Raw genomic sequence first — 18,632 nt, forward strand, 5'->3', positions numbered from 1 at the left:
AAAGCACCCCCTTATTATAGGGAGGTGCCTATTTTCTGTGCCATTTTCTTAACCGGAATTTTTCTTTCTACACTCACCTGTTGCATTGTTTCAGGGAAGGTAGCCACCATTATGATATATAAACTTGAAACAGAGATAAAAAAGATCATTGCTTCTGTATAGCCTACAGCACCCAAAATATAACTCCAGCCAATAGTCGCAAGCGTTTGACCTGCATAAGCCAATGCCCAAAATAAACCAAACAATATCGTCAATTTATGTGGTGTCATTCCTTTTAGCTCATGAGGAAGATTCAAAAAGATTGGATACTGGATGAACATCGCAAAGCCAGAAACAGCAATAAGCGCATATGAAAGTAATGGAATGGCATTTGCAAAGACTAAAGCAAGGGCAAAAGTTCCCACCATGACTATTCCTGTTATGACAAGAATGGGCTTCCGTGGCATTCCTTTATTGCCAATCGTAATGCCAGCAAATGTCCCTAAAATTCCAAATCCAGAGATTAACAAGTTTGTAACGGAACCATTTAATAAAGTATATTCATCAAAAATAGCTTTAAAGCTTACCAAAGATAGTACATATAAGGTTAAGAAGGAAGCAAAAGCTAAACCATAACGCCACAGAAAGCTGTCCTTTAAAGCATCCTTATACCCATAAGTTTCAGTGTTCTTACCCACATTCTGTCTCGTTTCAAAGTTTTCAGCCTTCCATAACCAAGCAGCAAAAACCAAGATGGTTAAGGAAGCAAAAAATGTTAAAGTTAAACGCCAGTTTACAATGAGTTGATTTGCAAAAAGGGTAAATAATACTGCAACAATAAAGGCCCCTACATTATAAGAAACAGTATTGGCTGCACAAATACGCAGCTTAACTCTTGAGTTTGTGATGTAATGAGCAAGAACAGGGTTCATATAGACAATAACCATGGAGCCCCCCACCGCCATTACCATTCTTGCTACAGTAAATGCCCAATAATTAGGGAGATAAATCGCCACAAGCCCCATCATTAAAAGTCCCATTGCAGTACCAGCCGCTTTTTTCGGGCCTAATTTCATTAGTACTATAGCAGCTAATATATTTGCAAACACACGAGCTGTTGTAATCGAGTAGTTTACCAATTGTGACACTAATGGATCAACCGGTCCGCCGAAAAATGTTTTTGTAATTTGTGGTGTTAACGAAGAACCTGCCACCCAGTTCATTGCAAAAGTTACATAAGCTACCCACAAAACAGCCATCATTAAATAACCTTTTCTTGTTTGATTCATCGCTTCCATAACCTCATCTTCTTTCATTGATAATATTATTGATAAGTAATTGTCGGTTCGATAATAAGTGTCAGTATAGCACCTGTTTGTGAAATATTTCACAATGATTTTGAAAAAAATGTGACATTTTTACCATCACCGACTTGGAAACGTATACAAATTATATTTTTATGAACGCAAGCGCTCTCAATAAGTTCTTTAACTTTTTTTATGTTATTATGGAAAATTTAATGTTCAATTAGTGGCTCCACCCAAAAAAGCACCCCGAAGGATGCTTTACAAATCTCGATTTCTTACTAGGTTTATTACCCCCATCACTGCTTCTTCAATTGCTTGCTCTTTTGAATCTCCAAATCCATTATGACAAAACCATTCTGCGTTTTCAGCGATTGCCACTGCGTGCCAATGCGTCCCACTTCGGAACACATCCACCAAAACACCACATGTTGGATCATCATAGTGGAATCGTTCCGTTTGCCTCAGTAAATGATTATCCAAATTCATGTAATCTCTCCTTTACTCTCTACACAGAAAGATTCATATCAGGTCATGTGCCGCAAAAAGTCCGATAAGGACGGGTTGATGGAGCAGGAGGTGTGCAATACTCTGCCTGCTTAGGGGAATCAGTATAGGGCGTCGAGAGCACTTCAAGAAGTCGCTCCATCACACTAAAGTCGCCCTGTTCAACTGCGGCCTCTAACGCCTCTTCAACCCGGTGGTTCCTAGGAATCACTACAGGATTGCTATTCGCCATCAACTGTTGGGAAGACGCTTTCGATTCCTCCTGTCTTTCTAATCTCGCCTTCCAGAGTTCATGCCATTCAGTAAACTCCGGCGTCCCGAACAGAACGGTATCCTCAATTTTTCCAGTGGTTAATACACGGAAGGTATTGGTGTAGTCGGCACGATGCTTCTTCATCATACTGAGGAGACCTTCAATAAGCGATTCATCCTGTCCTTCACTATTAAAAATCCCCAGTTTTGCTCTCATTCCTGAAAGCCAATTGGAAAAATACAAATCATTATAGGTTGAAATGGCATCCTGGGCCAATTCAACGGCCTTTTCCTCATCTTCATGTAATAGCGGTAAAAGAGTTTCAGCAAATCGTGCCAAGTTCCACCCGCCAATATACGGTTGATTCCCGTAAGCATATCGACCCTCCCTGTCAATGGAACTGAAGACAGTTGCCGGGTCATAGGAATCCATGAAGGCACAAGGACCATAATCAATGGTCTCGCCGCTAATCGTCATATTGTCCGTGTTCATTACTCCGTGAATAAAACCAACGAGCATCCATTTAGAAATCAGTGCCGCCTGTCGCTTAATCACTTCCTGAAGCAAGGAAAGGTATCGGTTTTCATCTGCTTCGATGTTTGGATAATGCCTTTTTATTGTATAGTCAGCCAACATCCGCAGTTCTTTAACATCTCCCCTTCCTGCAGCGTACTGGAAGGTACCGACACGCAGATGACTGACAGCCACACGGGTCAAAATTGCACCAGGAAGTTCGGTTTCACGAATTACCGACTCACCGGTTGTTACCACCGCTAAACTACGAGTAGTGGGAATACGAAGCGCATGCATGGCTTCACTTATGATGTATTCGCGAAGCATCGGCCCAAGTGCCGCACGGCCATCGCCCCCGCGGGAATATGGCGTTCTGCCTGGACCCTTAAGCTGAATATCAAATCGTTCACCTTGAGGAGTAATTTGTTCCCCAAGCAACAGCGCCCGACCGTCCCCTAGCATGTTAATATGCCCAAATTGATGCCCCGCATAAGCTTGGGCAAGAGGCGAAGCACCTTCTGGAATCTGGTTACCTGCAAAAACCGCTACCCCGTCATCACTTTGTAGATTCTTAATGTTTAGACCAAGGGATGTTGCTAAAGGATCATTGAGAATAACCAACTTTGGTGAGCGTACAGGGGTTGGATTGAGGCTAGAGAAAAATGATTTCGGCAGTCGGGCGTAGCTATTGTCAAAGTTCCATCCTGTCTCGATTCGTTCTTTTGTCATCGTATCTCCTTTTGTCCAATTTTTATTGTTGTATCAGATGTATTGAAATTATCTTAATTATCCGATTCCTTTCATCATAAGACAGCCCTTTTTATAATGTCTACTTTTGAGACTTTATTATTCCACGAATCCAGGGAAAACCTTTGGCCGTTTAAACTTCAAGCGGACATAGAAGCCCTTATTTTGAAAAAATAACCCGTTTTTAAGATTTGGCGGACATAGGATCCCTTATTTTGATAAAAACCACTGAATAATGCCCGTTTTCTAACGAATAACGGCTCTGGTGTCCGCTCATCTCTCAAAACACCTCCTAAACCCATAAATAGCGGCACTGGTGTCCGCTTAAAACCACCACCGACAAAAAACTAAAAAAGCCAGTCAAGGTTCACGACCCTAACTGGCTTTTTTCATTTTTATACCACGTAAACAAAATATCCAATAAACGTTAAACAAAGAACATACATAATCGGATGAACTTCTCTTGTCTTCTTCAAAGCAATCATGCTGATTGGATAAAGAATGAACCCTAGGGCAATCCCTGTAGCTACACTGTAGGTTAACGGCATCATAATAATCGTAACAAAGCTAGGAATGACAATTGCAAAATTGCTCCAATTAATCCTGCCGATTTCTGTCGCCATTAGAGCTCCAACAATGATAAGCGCTGGTGCTGTCACCTCAGGAGTGACAATGCTTAAGACAGGTGAGAAAAATAATGAAATGACAAAACAGGCAGAAATAACGATCGATGTAAAGCCTGTTCTTCCTCCTACGGCAATACCGGCAGAAGACTCAACGAATGAAGCCGTTGTCGATGTGCCTAAAACGGCTCCGGCAATGGTTGACATCGAATCAGCAAGGAGCGCTTTCCCCGCATTTGGAATCTTATTATCCTTCATTAGACCTGCTTGACTTGCAACAGCGATTAACGCGCCGGCTGTATCAAAAAATGCCACGAACAAAAAGGTAAAAATAACGGCAAGTACTTTAGGTGAAAAAATATCATCAAGATGGCTGAAAACCACACCGAATGTAGGCTCGATGCTAGGAATTTTTCCAACAATGGCCTTAGGCGTGTCAATAACCCCGAATAGAATACCAATAATGGTCGATAATACCATTCCGTAAAAAATTCCGCCTTTTACACCCTTATTCAACAGAATAATCGTAATGATAAAGCCAGCGACAGCGAGCAATGTCGGGGCGGATTTCAGGTTTCCAATCGCAACAAATGTCGCTTCATTTCCAGTAACAATCCCTGCATTTTTCAAGCCGATAAAAGCAACGAAAAAGCCGATTCCCCCTGCAATCGCATGCTTTAAATCCTGGGGAATGACATTGATGATCTTTTCACGAATCTTTAGCAAGCTTAAAATCATAAATAATACGCCAGCAATAAACACACCCGCTAATGCAGTTTCCCAAGGAATATTCATTCCAATACAGACAGTAAAGGTAAAGAAGGCATTGATGCCCATACTTGGTGCAATTCCGATCGGATAATTGGCAATCAGTCCGATTAATAGGGAACCAATAATGGCGGACAGAGCAGTCGCCGTAAATAGTGCCCCTTTATCCATGCCAGTCTGGCTTAAGATGACTGGATTCACAACCAGGATGTACGCCATCGATAAAAACGTGGTAATTCCCGCAATACTCTCCTGCTTAAAGGACGTATTCCGTTCGAAAAATTGAAAGTAATTCTTCATGTTAGTTCCTCCGAATCTATAAAAATAAAAAATCCCCCAGCAAGCTGCCGGAGGATCTGCAAAGGACAATACAAAGTCTGAAAAGGTCAGAATTATCGCCCCTTGTAGACAGGCTATTTACGGCAGCCAGGTAGAAACGTTCAAGCCATATTCTTGAACTTATACAAGGTAAATTTAATTATTTTAGAATAACGATAATACTAACAAGGATAAAGTTTCGCGTCAATATCAACGGACATTTTCAGCCAATTAAGTTTATTTAGTTAATACTCCTACACCTTCACGCACTTTAAAGGTCTGATTTCCAACGAAAAAAGCACCCGAAGGCGCTTTCCAGGTTTCCACTATTTCTTTTACTTTAATTATTTTCATTCATTAATGCTTCAATTGCCTCTAGAGTTGGCAAAGCACTGATTCCACCTTTATTGGTTGTTGTTAAAGCTCCGCTGGCATTCGCAAATGAAAGTAATTCAAAGGCATGATCTTCTACATAAGCCTTAAGTCTTGATTGGTCCACTTTATTTTTTAATAGCACAAATAAAAAGCCGCCAATAAAAGCATCTCCAGCTCCTGTAGTATCCACTACGTTTATTTTGTACCCTGGTTTAAAATGCTCCGTATCTCTTGTAATAACTGAAGCACCTTTCCCTCCCTGAGTATATACAACCACCTGGACATTACCTTGAAACAATGATTTCAAAGCTTCTTTTTCATCAGCCATTCCAGTAATAAACTCAAGCTCTTCATCAGATATCTTTACAATATGAGCTAATGGCAAAAATTCCAAAATCGTCTTACGGCAATCTTGCTCATTCTCCCACAATGGCAATCGAACATTAGGATCAAAACTGATAATACCTTGTTTGGATTTCACCATTTCAATTGCTTTTTGATGAGCATATTTCATTGGTGATTCGACTAAATCCACCGAACAAAAATGGAGATAGTCTCCTTGTTCAAAGGCGTTTTCATCTAATTCATCTGCTTGTAAAAGCAAATCAGCCGATGGATTTCGGTAAAATGAAAAATCGCGTTCTCCGTCTTTCTTAAGTGATACAAATGCGAGGGCTGTATTTGCTTCATCCGTCCGAAGAATTTTATCGGTTTGGACCCCAGCCTCATCAAGCTTCTCCACTAAAAAGTCTCCAAAAGCATCGTTACCCAATTTTGAAATCATCACAGCTTTCTGACCATATTTAGCAACAGCCGCAGCTACATTTGCCGGTGCACCACCCGGAGCTCTTTCAAAAGCTACAACATCCTTTAATGCCACTCCCTTTTCCAAGGGAATAAAATCTATTAATACTTCACCAATCGAAAAAAGTTTTCCCATTATGACACCTCTAGTTGATCTCAAAATAAGTTTAAACTGCTACTTCCCATTTGACTGCCTTAACATTTGTTTGGCCACCGTGGGAAAAGAAGTTGATCCCCCTGCTTTCTTTGCCAGGGAAAATTCTCCCAGTGAAAACCTCTTTCCCATCATTGACAAACACTTCCACTGATGAAGCATCGACAAAGATTTGAAACGTGACGGTTTCAGAATCTAGATCACATTTTCGAATCGAACCAAACTCCTCGGCAAAGGAAACTCCAGAGTAAGTGCGGTCAAATATGATTTTTTTCTCAACCGTATTATATTTAATCACTGTTCTCTCATTTTCCCCCACACGAAGCTCAATACCGAATTCCTCCGCATTACTCGCTGAGAATTCTGCCAGTAGTTCATATACCTCTCCCTCAAAACCTTTGAAGGCAATTGATTCATTATTTACAACTTTATCAGACTCTGTCTTTTCCCCACGGAGTAATGTAAGTTCCTCTACAGGCTTTTGAATAATCTTGCCCTCTTTAATCGACAGCTTTCTTGGAAGGGTTAAACAGTGGGCCCAGCCATTTTTATCCGTTGGATAGTCAATTTCCGGAAGCCCCATCCAACCAACCAAAATTCGTCTTCCGTTAGGGTCCTGCATCGTTTGAGGTGCATAAAAATCAAAGCCTCGATCCAGCTCATGAAAAGGACCGTGAATAAATTCTTTTGTGACTAAATCTAATTGTCTTCCAATCACATACCCTGACTGATAAATATTTTGATAATGATTGCCCACGGCTTCAAGCCCTTGTGGCGAAAAAATAAACACTCCTTGCTCCTCCATCTCAAAATAATCAGGGCATTCCCACATATAGCCAAAATGGTCCAAATTCGTTTTTATTTCGCCTGCAAACTGCCAATCTTGTAAATTAGTTGATTGATATAAGACGGCACAGCCTGTCTCATTTTCCCTTTGGGCGCCTATAACAGTAAAGAATTCCTCACCTTGTTTCCAAACCTTTGGATCACGAAAATGGTCGGTATACCCACTTGGAACATCACGAATAACGGGAACATCCATTTTTGTAATTTCCCCATCTTGATTCATTACCGCCAAACATTGATAGGGGTGTCTATTCCAATTTTCATCTCGACTATTTCCCGTATATAACAGAAAAAGCTGCCCATCATGCTCAATTCCACTTCCTGAATAAGCACCATGACTGTCATATTCGTTAGTTGGCTCAATCGCCATCCCAACGTTTTCCCAATGGACAAGATCTTTAGATTTGGTATGGTACCAATGCTTTAACCCATGGACAGGTCCTAGCGGAAACCATTGATAAAACAAGTGATATTCACCGTTATAATAAGCAAACCCATTCGGGTCATTTAACAGTCCGGTTATCGGTTGTATATGAAAGGACTGCCTCCACGGACAATGATTGACCAGTTTGGCTAATCCTTGAATTTCTTCATCTTTGACATCTTCCAACTTCCTGTATCTTTGCTCTTGTGTCCATTCCATGCTGACTCACTCCCAATACAGAAAGGAGAATCTACGGATTCTCCTTCCCTTACTTTTTTCAATTATGCTGCTGCTCGATCTGACTGTTGGTTAACCGTTTTTTTTGCCTCTCTTTTCGCTAAAACAATGGTTACGACAAAGGCTACTACAAAAGAGATGGCCATTCCGATAATATATGAAACAATCGTATCCGGGCGAATCGAGATAATTCCCGGCAGTCCTGCGGCACCTAGCGCAGTCGCTTTCACCTTGAATAAAGTCACAAAACCAGATGCTACAGCAGCACCGGTGATGGCACCAATAAACGGATAACGTAATTTCAGGTTAATCCCAAACATAGCAGGTTCGGTAATTCCTAATAATGCAGAAATCCCTGCAGCAGAAGCCGTTCCTTTAATTTTAGCGTTCTTCGTTGACTTTAACACAGCAAGAGTCGCTGCACCCTGCGCAACATTTGACATCGCAGCAATAACGAAAATGAAGGAGCCGCCAGTCTTGGCCATATCTGCCAGTAATTGTGTTTCTACTGCAATAAAGCTATGATGCATTCCAGTAATAACAATTGGAGCATAGAATAAGCCGAAGATGATTCCACCAATTGCACCAGTCGCATCATACATCCAAACGATACCATCTGTTAATAGATTTCCTGCTGAACGTGTAAGCGGTCCTACTAAAGTAAACGTTAAAATACCAGTAATAAAAATTGAAAATAAAGGAGTAAGAAGATTATCTAAAGCAGATGGAACCACTTTACGCAAGAAGGTTTCTGTCTTGGCTAAGATATAAGATGCTGCTAAAACCGGAAGGACCGATCCCTGATACCCAACCTTTTCAATCTCTAAGCCAAATATGTTCCACACAGGAACTTCGTTATTAAGTAAAGCTGCACCATAGCCATAACCATTTAATAAGTCCGGATGAACCATTAACATACCTAAAGTAGCCCCTAAGAATGGGTTCCCGCCAAATCGTTTCGTTGCCGAGAAACCAATTAAAATAGGCAAGAAGACAAAGGCCGCGTTTGCAAACGTATTGATGAGCGCTGCCAAATCCGCCATTTCAGGGTTAGCATCCACTAAAGATTTCCCGTCAATAAATAAATCCGGGGCAGTAAGAATGTTGTTAATTCCCATTAATAAACCGCCTGCCACAATAGCCGGGATAATCGGAACAAAAATATCTGAAAGCATTTTTACAAATTGTTGAATCGGATTAAGCTTTTTTGTTGCCGCCTCTTTCACATCATTTGTAGACATTTCTGTTTGACCACTTAAAGCCGCAAAATGCTTATAAACTTCATTAACCGTCCCTGATCCAAGAATGATTTGAAACTGACCACCTGTTGAAAAAGTCCCTTTTACCTCATCCAAACTATCCAATCTTGTTTGATCTACAATTGATTCATTATTTAAAACAAGGCGTAGTCGTGTAGCACAATGAGCAGCAGCTGAAACATTGTCTTTTCCACCGATTGCTTCAAGTAATTCCTGTGCGATTTTTCTGTGATCCATTATGATCCTCCTCTAATGGGAATCGGTTCTATTTTACCCAAATAATCGTTTCCTCGTTAAGTGGAACCGGTTCCAATTTGTGCTAAAAAAAATAATTGATAGTGTGAGGAACCGATTTCATTTTTGTTGGAACCGGTTCCGTTGTTTATATTATAGTACATGATTAAAATTTATGTCAACGCTTTCTCGTTCAATAATTTCAAATTTGGATGTGGTTAATTTTTCCACAGTACGCTCATTTACAAGGTCCACTATATGTCTTGCTGCCGTTTCACCGGCTTCTTTATAAAAAAACTTTGCTGTTGTTAAGGAAGGATGGATAATTTCCGTAACCTCATAACCACCAAAACCCGTAACCGCGATGTCCTTTGGAATTACAAGCCCCTCGGAATAAGCTGCCTTTAGAACACCAAGTGCAATATTATCGGTTGCGCATACAAAAATTGATGGATGAAAGTCATAGATAATTTCCCTTGCACTTGTTTGAGCTGCTGGAATTTTAAATTCGGTTTCAAAGAATTCAACATTGCAATCTTTAATCTCTTGCAAAGCATCCTTAAATCCCTGCTTTCGCTGAACCCCTACTGCCCTATCTCTTTCTGTTACTCCTAAATAGGCAATTTTACGATACCCTTTTTCAAGGATATAACGTCCCATCGCAAACCCGGCATGGTAATCATCATGAATGATGCTATGAAATGCCTTATGCTCTTGTCCAATCAATAAGACCGGAATTTTTACATCCTCAAATGCTTGAATATGTTGGTCGGTTATTTCAGTAGCAAGTAGGATGATTCCCGCCATCTTTTGATTGGCAAAGCTATAAATACTCTCTATTTCCCGGTCTAAACTTTGACTCGTATTGGAAATAAGCATCTGATAATTCATTTTTTTTAATTCTTGATCAATGCCAATTAATGTTTGCGAAGAAGCATAAGAGTCCAGTCTTGGTACGATCGTTCCAATAATATTTGTTTTTTTGGCTTTTAAACTTTGCGCAAATGGGTTTGGTTCATATCCGGTTTCCTTAATGGCTTGTTCAATTTTCTTCTTTGTGGCTTCGCCCACAGACCCACCATTTAAATACCGTGATACTGTACTTTTAGCCACTCCTGCAATTTTAGCAATATCTAAAATGGTTAAGCTCATTTTGTCATCTCCATTGTTCATGAACATACAACGTTATTGAGACCCTTGCTCCCTTTACAAGAAAATATCTATAATAGCTTGATATTCACTTATTCCAAACATAAAAGGTCTCAATTTAGGATCATTACTTGTAAGCTTATGATAGCATAACCAAAAGTGAATTAACCAACTTATCTCCGAAAATACAAAGGGTTCTAAACAAGACGATATCTTAACTTTTCTACTAATCTACGCTTTCCTAACTTTTACTAATGATGCAGCTCCAATTACTCCTGCATCGTTTCCTAACTGAGCAAGTTTGATTTTCGTACTTGTTCTTACTTGCGGAAAAGCGAATTTTAGAAAGTAGCCCTCTACTCCTTTTAAAAGCATTTCTCCGGCAGCGGACACTCCACCACCAATGACAATAGCTTCAGGGTTTAAAACATTAGCAATATTCCCGCACGCTAATCCTAAATAAAAATAAAATTTATCTACTACTATAAGAGCCAGTCTATCTCCAAGTTTTGCTTGGTCAAACACGGTCTTAGCAGTTACTTCTTGCCCATCATCAATTAACCACTTCAATTTTGATTCACCAGCAAATTGTACCGACAAATCACGGGCAAGCCGTACAATACCTGTCGCACTAGCCACTGTCTCTAGGCACCCTTGATTCCCGCAGGTACATGGATACCCATTTGGATCTACAATAATATGGCCAATTTCCCCTGCAGCTCCGGATGAACCAGAAATTAAATTTCCTTCGGCAATGACACCTCCGCCAACTCCTGTTCCGAGTGTAACAAAGACAACATTAGCTCCGCCCTCACCCGCACCTTTCCAACGCTCACCTAACGCCGCAACATTAGCATCATTATCAATAAAAAACGGGATGCCCGTTCCAGCTTCAATCAATTCTTTTACTGGTTGCAACGTAGTCCACCCTAAATTGTAAGCTCCGATGACAGTCCCTTTCTCACGGTCAACTGCTCCCGGCGAACCCATTCCTATACCTAAGAAATGATTAGCAGTGAGTCCATATAAGTTTAGTCGCTGTTTGATTGATTCGATTATCTTAGGAACGATATTCCTTCCACCATTCTGAATATCTGTTTCCATGCTCCACTTTTGTTGAATCTCCCCATCTTCAGTCAGTATCGCAAACTTTACGGTAGTGCCGCCTAAATCTATACCAATTAGCTTTTTCAATTTAATAACCACCTTTAATAACGTAATTGGACTTTCGTTACATATTCCTCAAAACTTCTTTTGCTTTCTGCAAAGCAAACTCTACAACATTGTCCATGTCGTAATATTTGTATTCGGCTAAACGTCCGCCAAAAATAACGTTGCTTTGTGTTTCCGTCATTGCTTTATACTTTTGATACAGCTCGCTATTTTTCCTATCATTCACAGGATAGTACGGCTCATCACCGAGTTTCCATTCAACACTATATTCACGGCTGACAACCGTTTTAGGTTGTTTCCCGAATTCAAAATGCTTATGCTCAATAACACGTGTATAAGGAGTTTCACGATCGGTATAATTAACTACTGCATTGCCCTGGAAGTTTGGCGTATTCAAAATTTCTGTTTCAAATCGTACGCTTCTATACTCTAAGACGCCGAACATATAGTCAAAATATGCATCAATTGGTCCCGTGTAAACAACCTTGTTTGCAATACGGTCCCATTTACTTTTCTCGACAAGATAATCTGTATTGAGTTTTACATCAATTCCTTCGATCATTTTGTCAATCATTGCCGTATATCCACCTATTGGTATTCCTTGATAATCTGCGTTGAAGTAATTATTGTCGTAAGTAAATCTAACCGGTAATCTGCGGATAATAAAAGCAGGAAGTTCATGACAAGGACGACCCCATTGCTTTTCCGTATAACCGCGGATTAGTTTTTCGTATATATCCATGCCGACGAGGTTAATAGCCTGTTCCTCCAGGTTTTGTGGATGTTCTACATAGTTAGCGCTGCGCTGTTCTTCAATTTTTTTCCTAGCTTCATCCGGTGTGACAACGCCCCACATTTTATTAAAGGTATTCATGTTAAACGGTAAATTATAAATTTCACCTCGATAATTAGCTACTGGACTATTGGTATATCGATTGAATTCAGCAAATTGGTTAACATACTCCCATACCTCTTGATTGTTGGTATGAAAAATATGAGCGCCGTATTTATGCACCTGAATATCTTCAATTTTTTCCGTATAGATATTTCCTCCAATATGGTTCCGTTTATCAATAATGAGACAGGTTTTTCCGGCTTTTGTAGCCTCGTGCGCAAATATGGCACCGTAAAGACCCGCCCCTACAATTAGAAAGTCGTATTTAATCGTCATTGATGTCATGCTCCTTTATTGCTAATTTATCCATTGAATTCAAATGCAAGGAAATCAAAACTCCCTTTTCCATAAAAATGAAAAAAAAGCGCCTGCTTTCCATTATTAAAATAGGCTGATGCCTTAAATTTAGATGCTTTATCACATGGAGAAATATTAATCAGGGCAACTGGCTGCTTACTTTCTAATGAATTGGTTACAATAACCTTTCCTCTAGCATTTCCACGGATTTCGATCGAAATTTCCTTTACATCTTGGATATCAAAATATTTAAACCCTGCAATCGTACCTGAACGGAAATTAGCAATGTGCTGATTAGGATTATCTTCCCTATCTTTACCTTCTTGTGTAAGATAAGGATGCTTGGACAAAGCAAGGCGAGAAAATATTTTATCATATCTTCCTGTTCCATTTTTAGAAATCAAATTGCATGCGATGTACGTTTGATAGCGTCCTGCACCTATAAGGGGGCCACCATTCAAGCCACAGCTTGTCATCTCTACCTGTCTTATCGACCCGTCTTCTTCAATCGTGATTGGCTCTGCACAAGCTTGACGGGAAAAGGAGTGTCTGTTTGTGTGCCGATGATAGAAAACATACCACTGTCCGTTTACTTCAACAATACTTCCGTGATTATTGCCAAGATAATTATTAGCGTGTTTTTCATCTGAATTCCCATTTAAAAATACATCACCATTACTTATAATGGTGCCACCATATTTAAATCCACTAACCGGACTATCACTCGTTGCATAGCAAAGCTCATGGTTATGTATAGAAGAATAAATAAAATAATATTTATTTTTGATTTTTCTTATTGAGCTAGCTTCAAAAAATTCATGATTTTCAAAATCGGTACCGGTTGCCTTGCCTGCCTTATTGAAAATAAGCTTCGGTTTTTCCTTAATCGTCACCATGTCGGGTTCCAATTCCATAACATAACCTCCCTCCATGGCATGTTTCCTAAACCCGGTTACAACAGCCGGGAGCGGTGCCTTTGGAGCAAAACCAGAATATAAATATACTCTTCCATCATCATCCACCAAAACTCCAGGATCAAACGCAAAAGCATCGCCACTTGTTTTACCCCATATTTTTCCGTCAGGGAAACGAACATGCCCATAAAATTCATATTCTCCAGCCGGTGTATCACATACAGCCACAGACATGACTCCAAAAAAATCTAAGGCGTAATATAAATAATATCTTCCATCTGATCCTTTTGCGACGTCGGGGGCATAAAGATGATACCAGCCCTTTTGATTCATGGGATCCTGTGTTTTTTTATAAATAACACCTTCATATTTCCAATCCTTAAGATTATCGATTGGGGTAGACCAACACACATAATCATTTAAACAAAAATATTTCCCATTAAATCGGTCATGTGATCCAAACACATAAAGTCGGTTACCAAAAAGATATGGTTCCCCATCCGGTATATACTCATAACTTGGTAAATATGGATTATATACTTGTCTTTTCATATTTACGTCACTTCATTCTATTAGTTATCTATTCATTTTCTTCTCTAATTTATAGAAAAACAGCTTCTAGGTAACTCTGAAGCTGTTTTTCTATTTCTAAATATGTTAGTTAAAACCGACAACTTTTTGGGATATTTTATATGCACCTACCGAAATACTGCGTCCAAACCGACCAGGCAAATTCAATAGATTTCCCATAAACCCATATCTAAGACGATGATATAGCTCTAAATCCTCATTCTTAATATATTTCCATAATTCCTTTTTCTTGTTCAGATTTTCTTCTGTTCCTGAACGGATTAACAAAATAGCAGAAACGACCGTAACAATCTCCAAATGGTTAAGCATATACTGGCGGAGCTTTGGACTTTTTATCTTTCCAATTTCCACTTGCTCAATCATGAGCTTATTAACTTTTAATTGTTGATCAATTCGTTTTATCATAACACTCTCATTAACCGACTGATCTTCCCTGCCGATAAAGTATCTGTAAAAATCCACGTTCATATAATAGATTCTGTTTACATGTTGAAGTGGTGTGTAGACAAATAGATTATCAACATAGAAGGTATGTTTCGGAAGCTCTAAACCGCAGTCTCTTAGCAATTGTGTTTTATAAATAACAGAATGCATCAAAATGTACTGTCCTTTACGAAAAGACCCTATGTCGTCCCAGCCAAAAACCTTTCCTTCAGGAAGTACATTTTCATATTTCATTACTTTCTTGTACTTTGCGCCTTCTTTTTCATAGACAAAATTGCTAATCAACATATCGATTGATTTTTCTTCTGTTACAAAATCGTTCAATGCACTTAGGATTTTAAGATAGGCTCTTGTATCGACCCAGTCATCACTATCAACTACCTTAAAATACAATCCGGTTGCATTGCGGATCCCGGCATTGACAGCTTCTCCATGTCCGCCATTTTCTTGATGGATTGCTCTAACGATTGTTGGATATTTTCTTGCATATTCATCTGCAATTTCTGCTGTTTTGTCAACTGAACCATCATTTACTATCAGTAACTCTACGTTTTCCCCACCAGGCAAAAGGGACTCTATGCAATATCTCATATAATCTTGTGAATTATAGGAAGGAATAACTACTGATAATAATTTCATACTCACACTACCTTTACTTGATCCTGCTTTTCAGGTCCGTTTTTAAATATTATTTTAAATATCGGGAAAAACACCCAGAAGGAAATCGCACTATTAATAATCATCGTAATAAAGTCAGCAGTTGTTTCACCCACTGAACCCATGCCCCATGTGTTCATAAATAAATTATAGATTGGAGCTTTATAGAGTCCCTGAAGTGCAGCTGCACCTATTGTTATAATAATATAAGCTACCAAATACCAAAAAGCAGCTGTCCAAATATTTCCATTTGACTTAAATGTTATATTTCTTTGGGCAAAAAAGTTGATTATTTGGGCAATCCCAATTGTAATTTGAACAGCAAGGAAGTAGGCAAGACCACCGCCACCGCCTGATGAAAGTGAACCCGCTGCATAATCGAATACATAATAAGCACTTCCATCAAAATTTTGCCCAAACTGTAGGATCTGGAAGTTTGTTCCTACTAAAGATGTAAGACCGAATAAGGCCTTAAACAAAGGCATTAAAACCATTTGTAAAACCGTTATTCCATTACTTAGCATAAAAAATACTAGGAATTGAGCAATATTGGGATGCTTATCCTTGTAATGTGTCCAAAGGTCTATTGAACCGGCAACTAATTTATTATTTTTCATTTTTGCATTGCTCATTTTCACAACTCCTCTGTCGCTTCATCTATTGCTGTTTTGCCTTCGCGACCCTCAGCATTTTACTTCTTTCCTTCAAAACATGGCTCAACCCTTTAAAGAAATGACCATTTACCACCATCAAGATCCCATCTAACATTGGCATATTTACAACGCCACCTGTCATTCTGGCAATTCCCCTGAACGGCATATGATAAATCGACATCATGATAAGATTAGCCGTGCTTCGCTTTCCTATTTTTCTTAAAAACCAATGGGCAAAATGAATCAAATGAAAGGCAAATCGCGCAAATCCTCCCTTTGCATACTGGCACTGGGCGATTGTATCGTTATAACCAAGTGGTTTTGTTCGATCCCATTTGGAGACAGGTACTTTATGTCCAAGTAGTTTTTCAAACTCTTCTACGCTGACATTGTTTGTTTTCCCCGAATAGTAGCTTGGTAGATTAGCCTTATCATATGGAAGTGGTGCGCCTGTGCCTTCTTGAAAAAGAGCATCTGCCAATCGAATATCAGTACTAGAAGCACCAATCATAATCTGATAATCCGCTTCTTCGATTTCCCATTTATTCGTCTTCACATTAAAATAACGGAACGTTTTATCATCAAATGGAATCGTTACTGTTTTAGCTTCACCTGCACGGATAAATACCTTCGTAAAGCCTTTTAGTTCCTTTTTCGGTCTAAAAATCTCCTGAGATTTACAACCTACGTATAGCTGTGCAACTTCCATACCATCAAATTTCCCAGTATTTTTTATCGTGAATGTTACCCTATCCTGCGCTACTTGAATGTCCGAGTATTCAAAGCTTGTATAGCTTAAACCATATCCAAATGGGAAAAGAACATTTACATTTGCTGAATCATAATAACGGTAACCGATATAAATTCCTTCTCTGTATTCGACACTAACTTCTTTACCAGGAAAGTTGTAATATGAAGGTGTATCTTCATAACGAAGTGGGTACGTTTCTGCTAATTTACCTGATGGATTCACATCACCTGATAGGACTCTAAGAATAGCGCGTGCTCCTGCTTGTCCAGCTAAATATCCATGCAGTAAACCTTTCACTTTGTTAATCCACGGCATTTCAACAGCTGCCCCGCAAGAGAGAACAGCGACTATATTTGAGTTCACATTATACAAAGCATCTAATAACTCCATTTGGTTGTCAGGAATCTTCATGCTCTGTCTATCTAATCCTTCAGCTTCAGTCGCTTCATCCAAACCAATATATATAAGAATGACATCTGCATCTTTCGCAAGTGCACATGCACGATCTATTTTTTTCTGATTTCTTTTTCCATAACGTTCAAAACCAGGTTCAAAGCCTATGCTTGTAATCTCTGATTCTTCAAGACATTCTAATGTATGTTCCAGGATGGTTGGATTTACGATCGATGAACCTGCACCCTGATAACGTGCACTTTGAGCAAAGTCGCCTATGACAGCAACCTTTGTTCCTTTTTTCAAAGGTAAGATATTGTCTTCATTTTTCAATAAAACAATAGATTCTTCGGCTGTCTTTTGAGCAATTTGATGATGCTCTTTTCTATTAAAATCTTTTTGAGGATTTTCAAAAACTTCCTCAGTTACAAACATTAAATCAAGTAATCGGTCTACACACTCATCCAATATTTCTTCTTTTAATCTTCCGCTCTTAATGGCTTGGATAATTTCCTGATTCGTTTCTCCTGCTGTTGTCGGCATCTCCAGCTCATTGCCAGCGATTAAACCTGCAACACGATCATTGCTTCCTCCCCAGTCTGTAACAACAACACCATCATACTTCCATTCATCGCGCAGAATTTCTCTCATTAAGTGAATATTTTCATTGGTATAGGCACCATTCAGCATATTATAAGCTGACATGACTGTCTTTGTTTTGCCCTCTTTAATCGCAATTTCAAATGCAGTCAGATAAATTTCTCTAAGGGTTCGTTCATCAACGACTGTGTCAATAGACATTCTTCTTTCTTCCTGATTGTTTACCGCAAAATGCTTAACACAAGCGGATATCCCATGAGATTGTATGCCTCTGATCATCCCGGCGGCCATTTTACCAGCAAGATATGGATCTTCACTGAAATACTCAAAGTTTCTTCCGGCTAGAGGATTTCTTTTCATATTAATACCTGGTCCAAGAAGTACGTTTACTTTTTGTGCAACAGCTTCTTTCCCAAGATAGTCGCCTATTATTTCACCGAGTTCTTCATTCCAGCTATTCGCTACCGTTGCAGCAGTTGGAAAACAAGTTGCAGGGATACTAGCATTAAGGCCCAAGTGGTCCGCCGCTTCCGCCTGTTTTCTAATTCCGTGAGGTCCATCGGCAAGAAACATATTTTTAATTCCAAGGCGTTCAATGTCCATGGTTTGCCAGAAATCTTTTCCTGACATTAACGATGCTTTTTCTTCCAAGGTCATTTTTTTAATTAAGTCTTTGTATTTCATGGTCGATTCCTCTTTTTAAAATTTAAGCGGTACCCAGTAGAAGTACCGCCTAAACAGTGATTTTTATTCTTGTTTTTTCATGCTGT

The 18,632-nt window shown here is 39.4% G+C and carries 14 protein-coding genes and 1 riboswitch; all 14 genes read right to left on the reverse strand.

Annotation, left to right across the window (positions count from 1 at the left end):
* Positions 1 to 14: 14 nt before the first annotated feature.
* Complete coding sequence (locus tag ACI48O_RS00845) at positions 15 to 1,277, reverse strand: MFS transporter (protein ID WP_435559802.1); 1,263 nt, start codon at positions 1,275 to 1,277, stop codon at positions 15 to 17.
* 267 nt (positions 1,278 to 1,544) lie between these two features.
* A complete protein-coding gene (locus ACI48O_RS00850; protein ID WP_435559803.1) occupies positions 1,545 to 1,772 on the reverse strand; it encodes a hypothetical protein in 228 nt (75 codons plus the stop codon).
* Positions 1,773 to 1,815: 43 nt separating this feature from the next.
* The gene (locus ACI48O_RS00855; protein WP_435559804.1) at positions 1,816 to 3,285 is read right to left on the reverse strand and encodes a protein adenylyltransferase SelO; all 1,470 of its coding nucleotides are present in this window, start codon (positions 3,283 to 3,285) and stop codon (positions 1,816 to 1,818) included.
* 413 nt (positions 3,286 to 3,698) lie between these two features.
* The gene (locus ACI48O_RS00860) at positions 3,699 to 4,994 is read right to left on the reverse strand and encodes an NCS2 family permease (protein ID WP_435559805.1); all 1,296 of its coding nucleotides are present in this window, start codon (positions 4,992 to 4,994) and stop codon (positions 3,699 to 3,701) included.
* An 85-nt stretch (positions 4,995 to 5,079) separates the two neighbouring features.
* Positions 5,080 to 5,181: riboswitch (purine riboswitch) on the reverse strand.
* A 171-nt stretch (positions 5,182 to 5,352) separates the two neighbouring features.
* Entirely contained in the window at positions 5,353 to 6,327 is a 975-nt protein-coding gene (locus ACI48O_RS00865) for a carbohydrate kinase family protein (protein WP_435559806.1), read from the reverse strand.
* 31 nt (positions 6,328 to 6,358) lie between these two features.
* Positions 6,359 to 7,834: a glycoside hydrolase family 32 protein gene (locus ACI48O_RS00870; protein WP_435559807.1), complete on the reverse strand. Its 1,476-nt coding sequence runs from the start codon at positions 7,832 to 7,834 to the stop codon at positions 6,359 to 6,361.
* Positions 7,835 to 7,896: 62 nt separating this feature from the next.
* Positions 7,897 to 9,348 carry a sucrose-specific PTS transporter subunit IIBC gene (locus ACI48O_RS00875; protein WP_435559808.1) on the reverse strand — a complete coding sequence of 484 codons (1,452 nt, stop codon included), beginning with the start codon at positions 9,346 to 9,348 and terminating at the stop codon, positions 7,897 to 7,899.
* A 150-nt stretch (positions 9,349 to 9,498) separates the two neighbouring features.
* A complete protein-coding gene (locus ACI48O_RS00880; protein ID WP_435559809.1) occupies positions 9,499 to 10,497 on the reverse strand; it encodes a LacI family DNA-binding transcriptional regulator in 999 nt (332 codons plus the stop codon).
* A gap of 228 nt (positions 10,498 to 10,725) precedes the next feature.
* On the reverse strand, positions 10,726 to 11,688 hold the full coding sequence (locus ACI48O_RS00885; protein ID WP_435559810.1) for an ROK family glucokinase: 963 nt from the start codon (positions 11,686 to 11,688) through the stop codon (positions 10,726 to 10,728).
* Between the two features lie 37 nt (positions 11,689 to 11,725).
* Entirely contained in the window at positions 11,726 to 12,838 is a 1,113-nt protein-coding gene (gene glf / locus ACI48O_RS00890) for a UDP-galactopyranose mutase (RefSeq protein WP_435559811.1), read from the reverse strand.
* Between the two features lie 26 nt (positions 12,839 to 12,864).
* Positions 12,865 to 14,325: a family 43 glycosylhydrolase gene (locus ACI48O_RS00895; protein ID WP_435559812.1), complete on the reverse strand. Its 1,461-nt coding sequence runs from the start codon at positions 14,323 to 14,325 to the stop codon at positions 12,865 to 12,867.
* A 105-nt stretch (positions 14,326 to 14,430) separates the two neighbouring features.
* Positions 14,431 to 15,447: a glycosyltransferase family 2 protein gene (locus ACI48O_RS00900; RefSeq protein ID WP_435559813.1), complete on the reverse strand. Its 1,017-nt coding sequence runs from the start codon at positions 15,445 to 15,447 to the stop codon at positions 14,431 to 14,433.
* Positions 15,448 to 15,449: 2 nt separating this feature from the next.
* Complete coding sequence (locus tag ACI48O_RS00905) at positions 15,450 to 16,097, reverse strand: hypothetical protein (protein ID WP_435559814.1); 648 nt, start codon at positions 16,095 to 16,097, stop codon at positions 15,450 to 15,452.
* A 25-nt stretch (positions 16,098 to 16,122) separates the two neighbouring features.
* A complete protein-coding gene (locus ACI48O_RS00910; protein WP_435559815.1) occupies positions 16,123 to 18,546 on the reverse strand; it encodes a beta-glucosidase family protein in 2,424 nt (807 codons plus the stop codon).
* Positions 18,547 to 18,632 lie beyond the last annotated feature (86 nt).

It is taken from the genome of Neobacillus terrisolis, from assembly GCF_051233475.1.
GTDB lineage: Bacteria > Bacillota > Bacilli > Bacillales > Cytobacillaceae > Bacillus_BU.

Coding starts and splice junctions, on each gene's coding strand:
- ACI48O_RS00895 (WP_435559812.1), bottom strand. CDS start 14,325: ATGAAAAGACAAGTATATAATCCATATTTACCAAGTTATGAGTATATA.
- ACI48O_RS00900 (WP_435559813.1), bottom strand. CDS start 15,447: ATGAAATTATTATCAGTAGTTATTCCTTCCTATAATTCACAAGATTAT.
- ACI48O_RS00870 (WP_435559807.1), bottom strand. CDS start 7,834: ATGGAATGGACACAAGAGCAAAGATACAGGAAGTTGGAAGATGTCAAA.
- ACI48O_RS00865 (WP_435559806.1), bottom strand. CDS start 6,327: ATGGGAAAACTTTTTTCGATTGGTGAAGTATTAATAGATTTTATTCCC.
- glf (WP_435559811.1), bottom strand. CDS start 12,838: ATGACGATTAAATACGACTTTCTAATTGTAGGGGCGGGTCTTTACGGT.
- ACI48O_RS00875 (WP_435559808.1), bottom strand. CDS start 9,348: ATGGATCACAGAAAAATCGCACAGGAATTACTTGAAGCAATCGGTGGA.
- ACI48O_RS00850 (WP_435559803.1), bottom strand. CDS start 1,772: ATGAATTTGGATAATCATTTACTGAGGCAAACGGAACGATTCCACTAT.
- ACI48O_RS00910 (WP_435559815.1), bottom strand. CDS start 18,546: ATGAAATACAAAGACTTAATTAAAAAAATGACCTTGGAAGAAAAAGCA.
- ACI48O_RS00880 (WP_435559809.1), bottom strand. CDS start 10,497: ATGAGCTTAACCATTTTAGATATTGCTAAAATTGCAGGAGTGGCTAAA.
- ACI48O_RS00855 (WP_435559804.1), bottom strand. CDS start 3,285: ATGACAAAAGAACGAATCGAGACAGGATGGAACTTTGACAATAGCTAC.
- ACI48O_RS00860 (WP_435559805.1), bottom strand. CDS start 4,994: ATGAAGAATTACTTTCAATTTTTCGAACGGAATACGTCCTTTAAGCAG.
- ACI48O_RS00905 (WP_435559814.1), bottom strand. CDS start 16,097: ATGAGCAATGCAAAAATGAAAAATAATAAATTAGTTGCCGGTTCAATA.
- ACI48O_RS00845 (WP_435559802.1), bottom strand. CDS start 1,277: ATGGAAGCGATGAATCAAACAAGAAAAGGTTATTTAATGATGGCTGTT.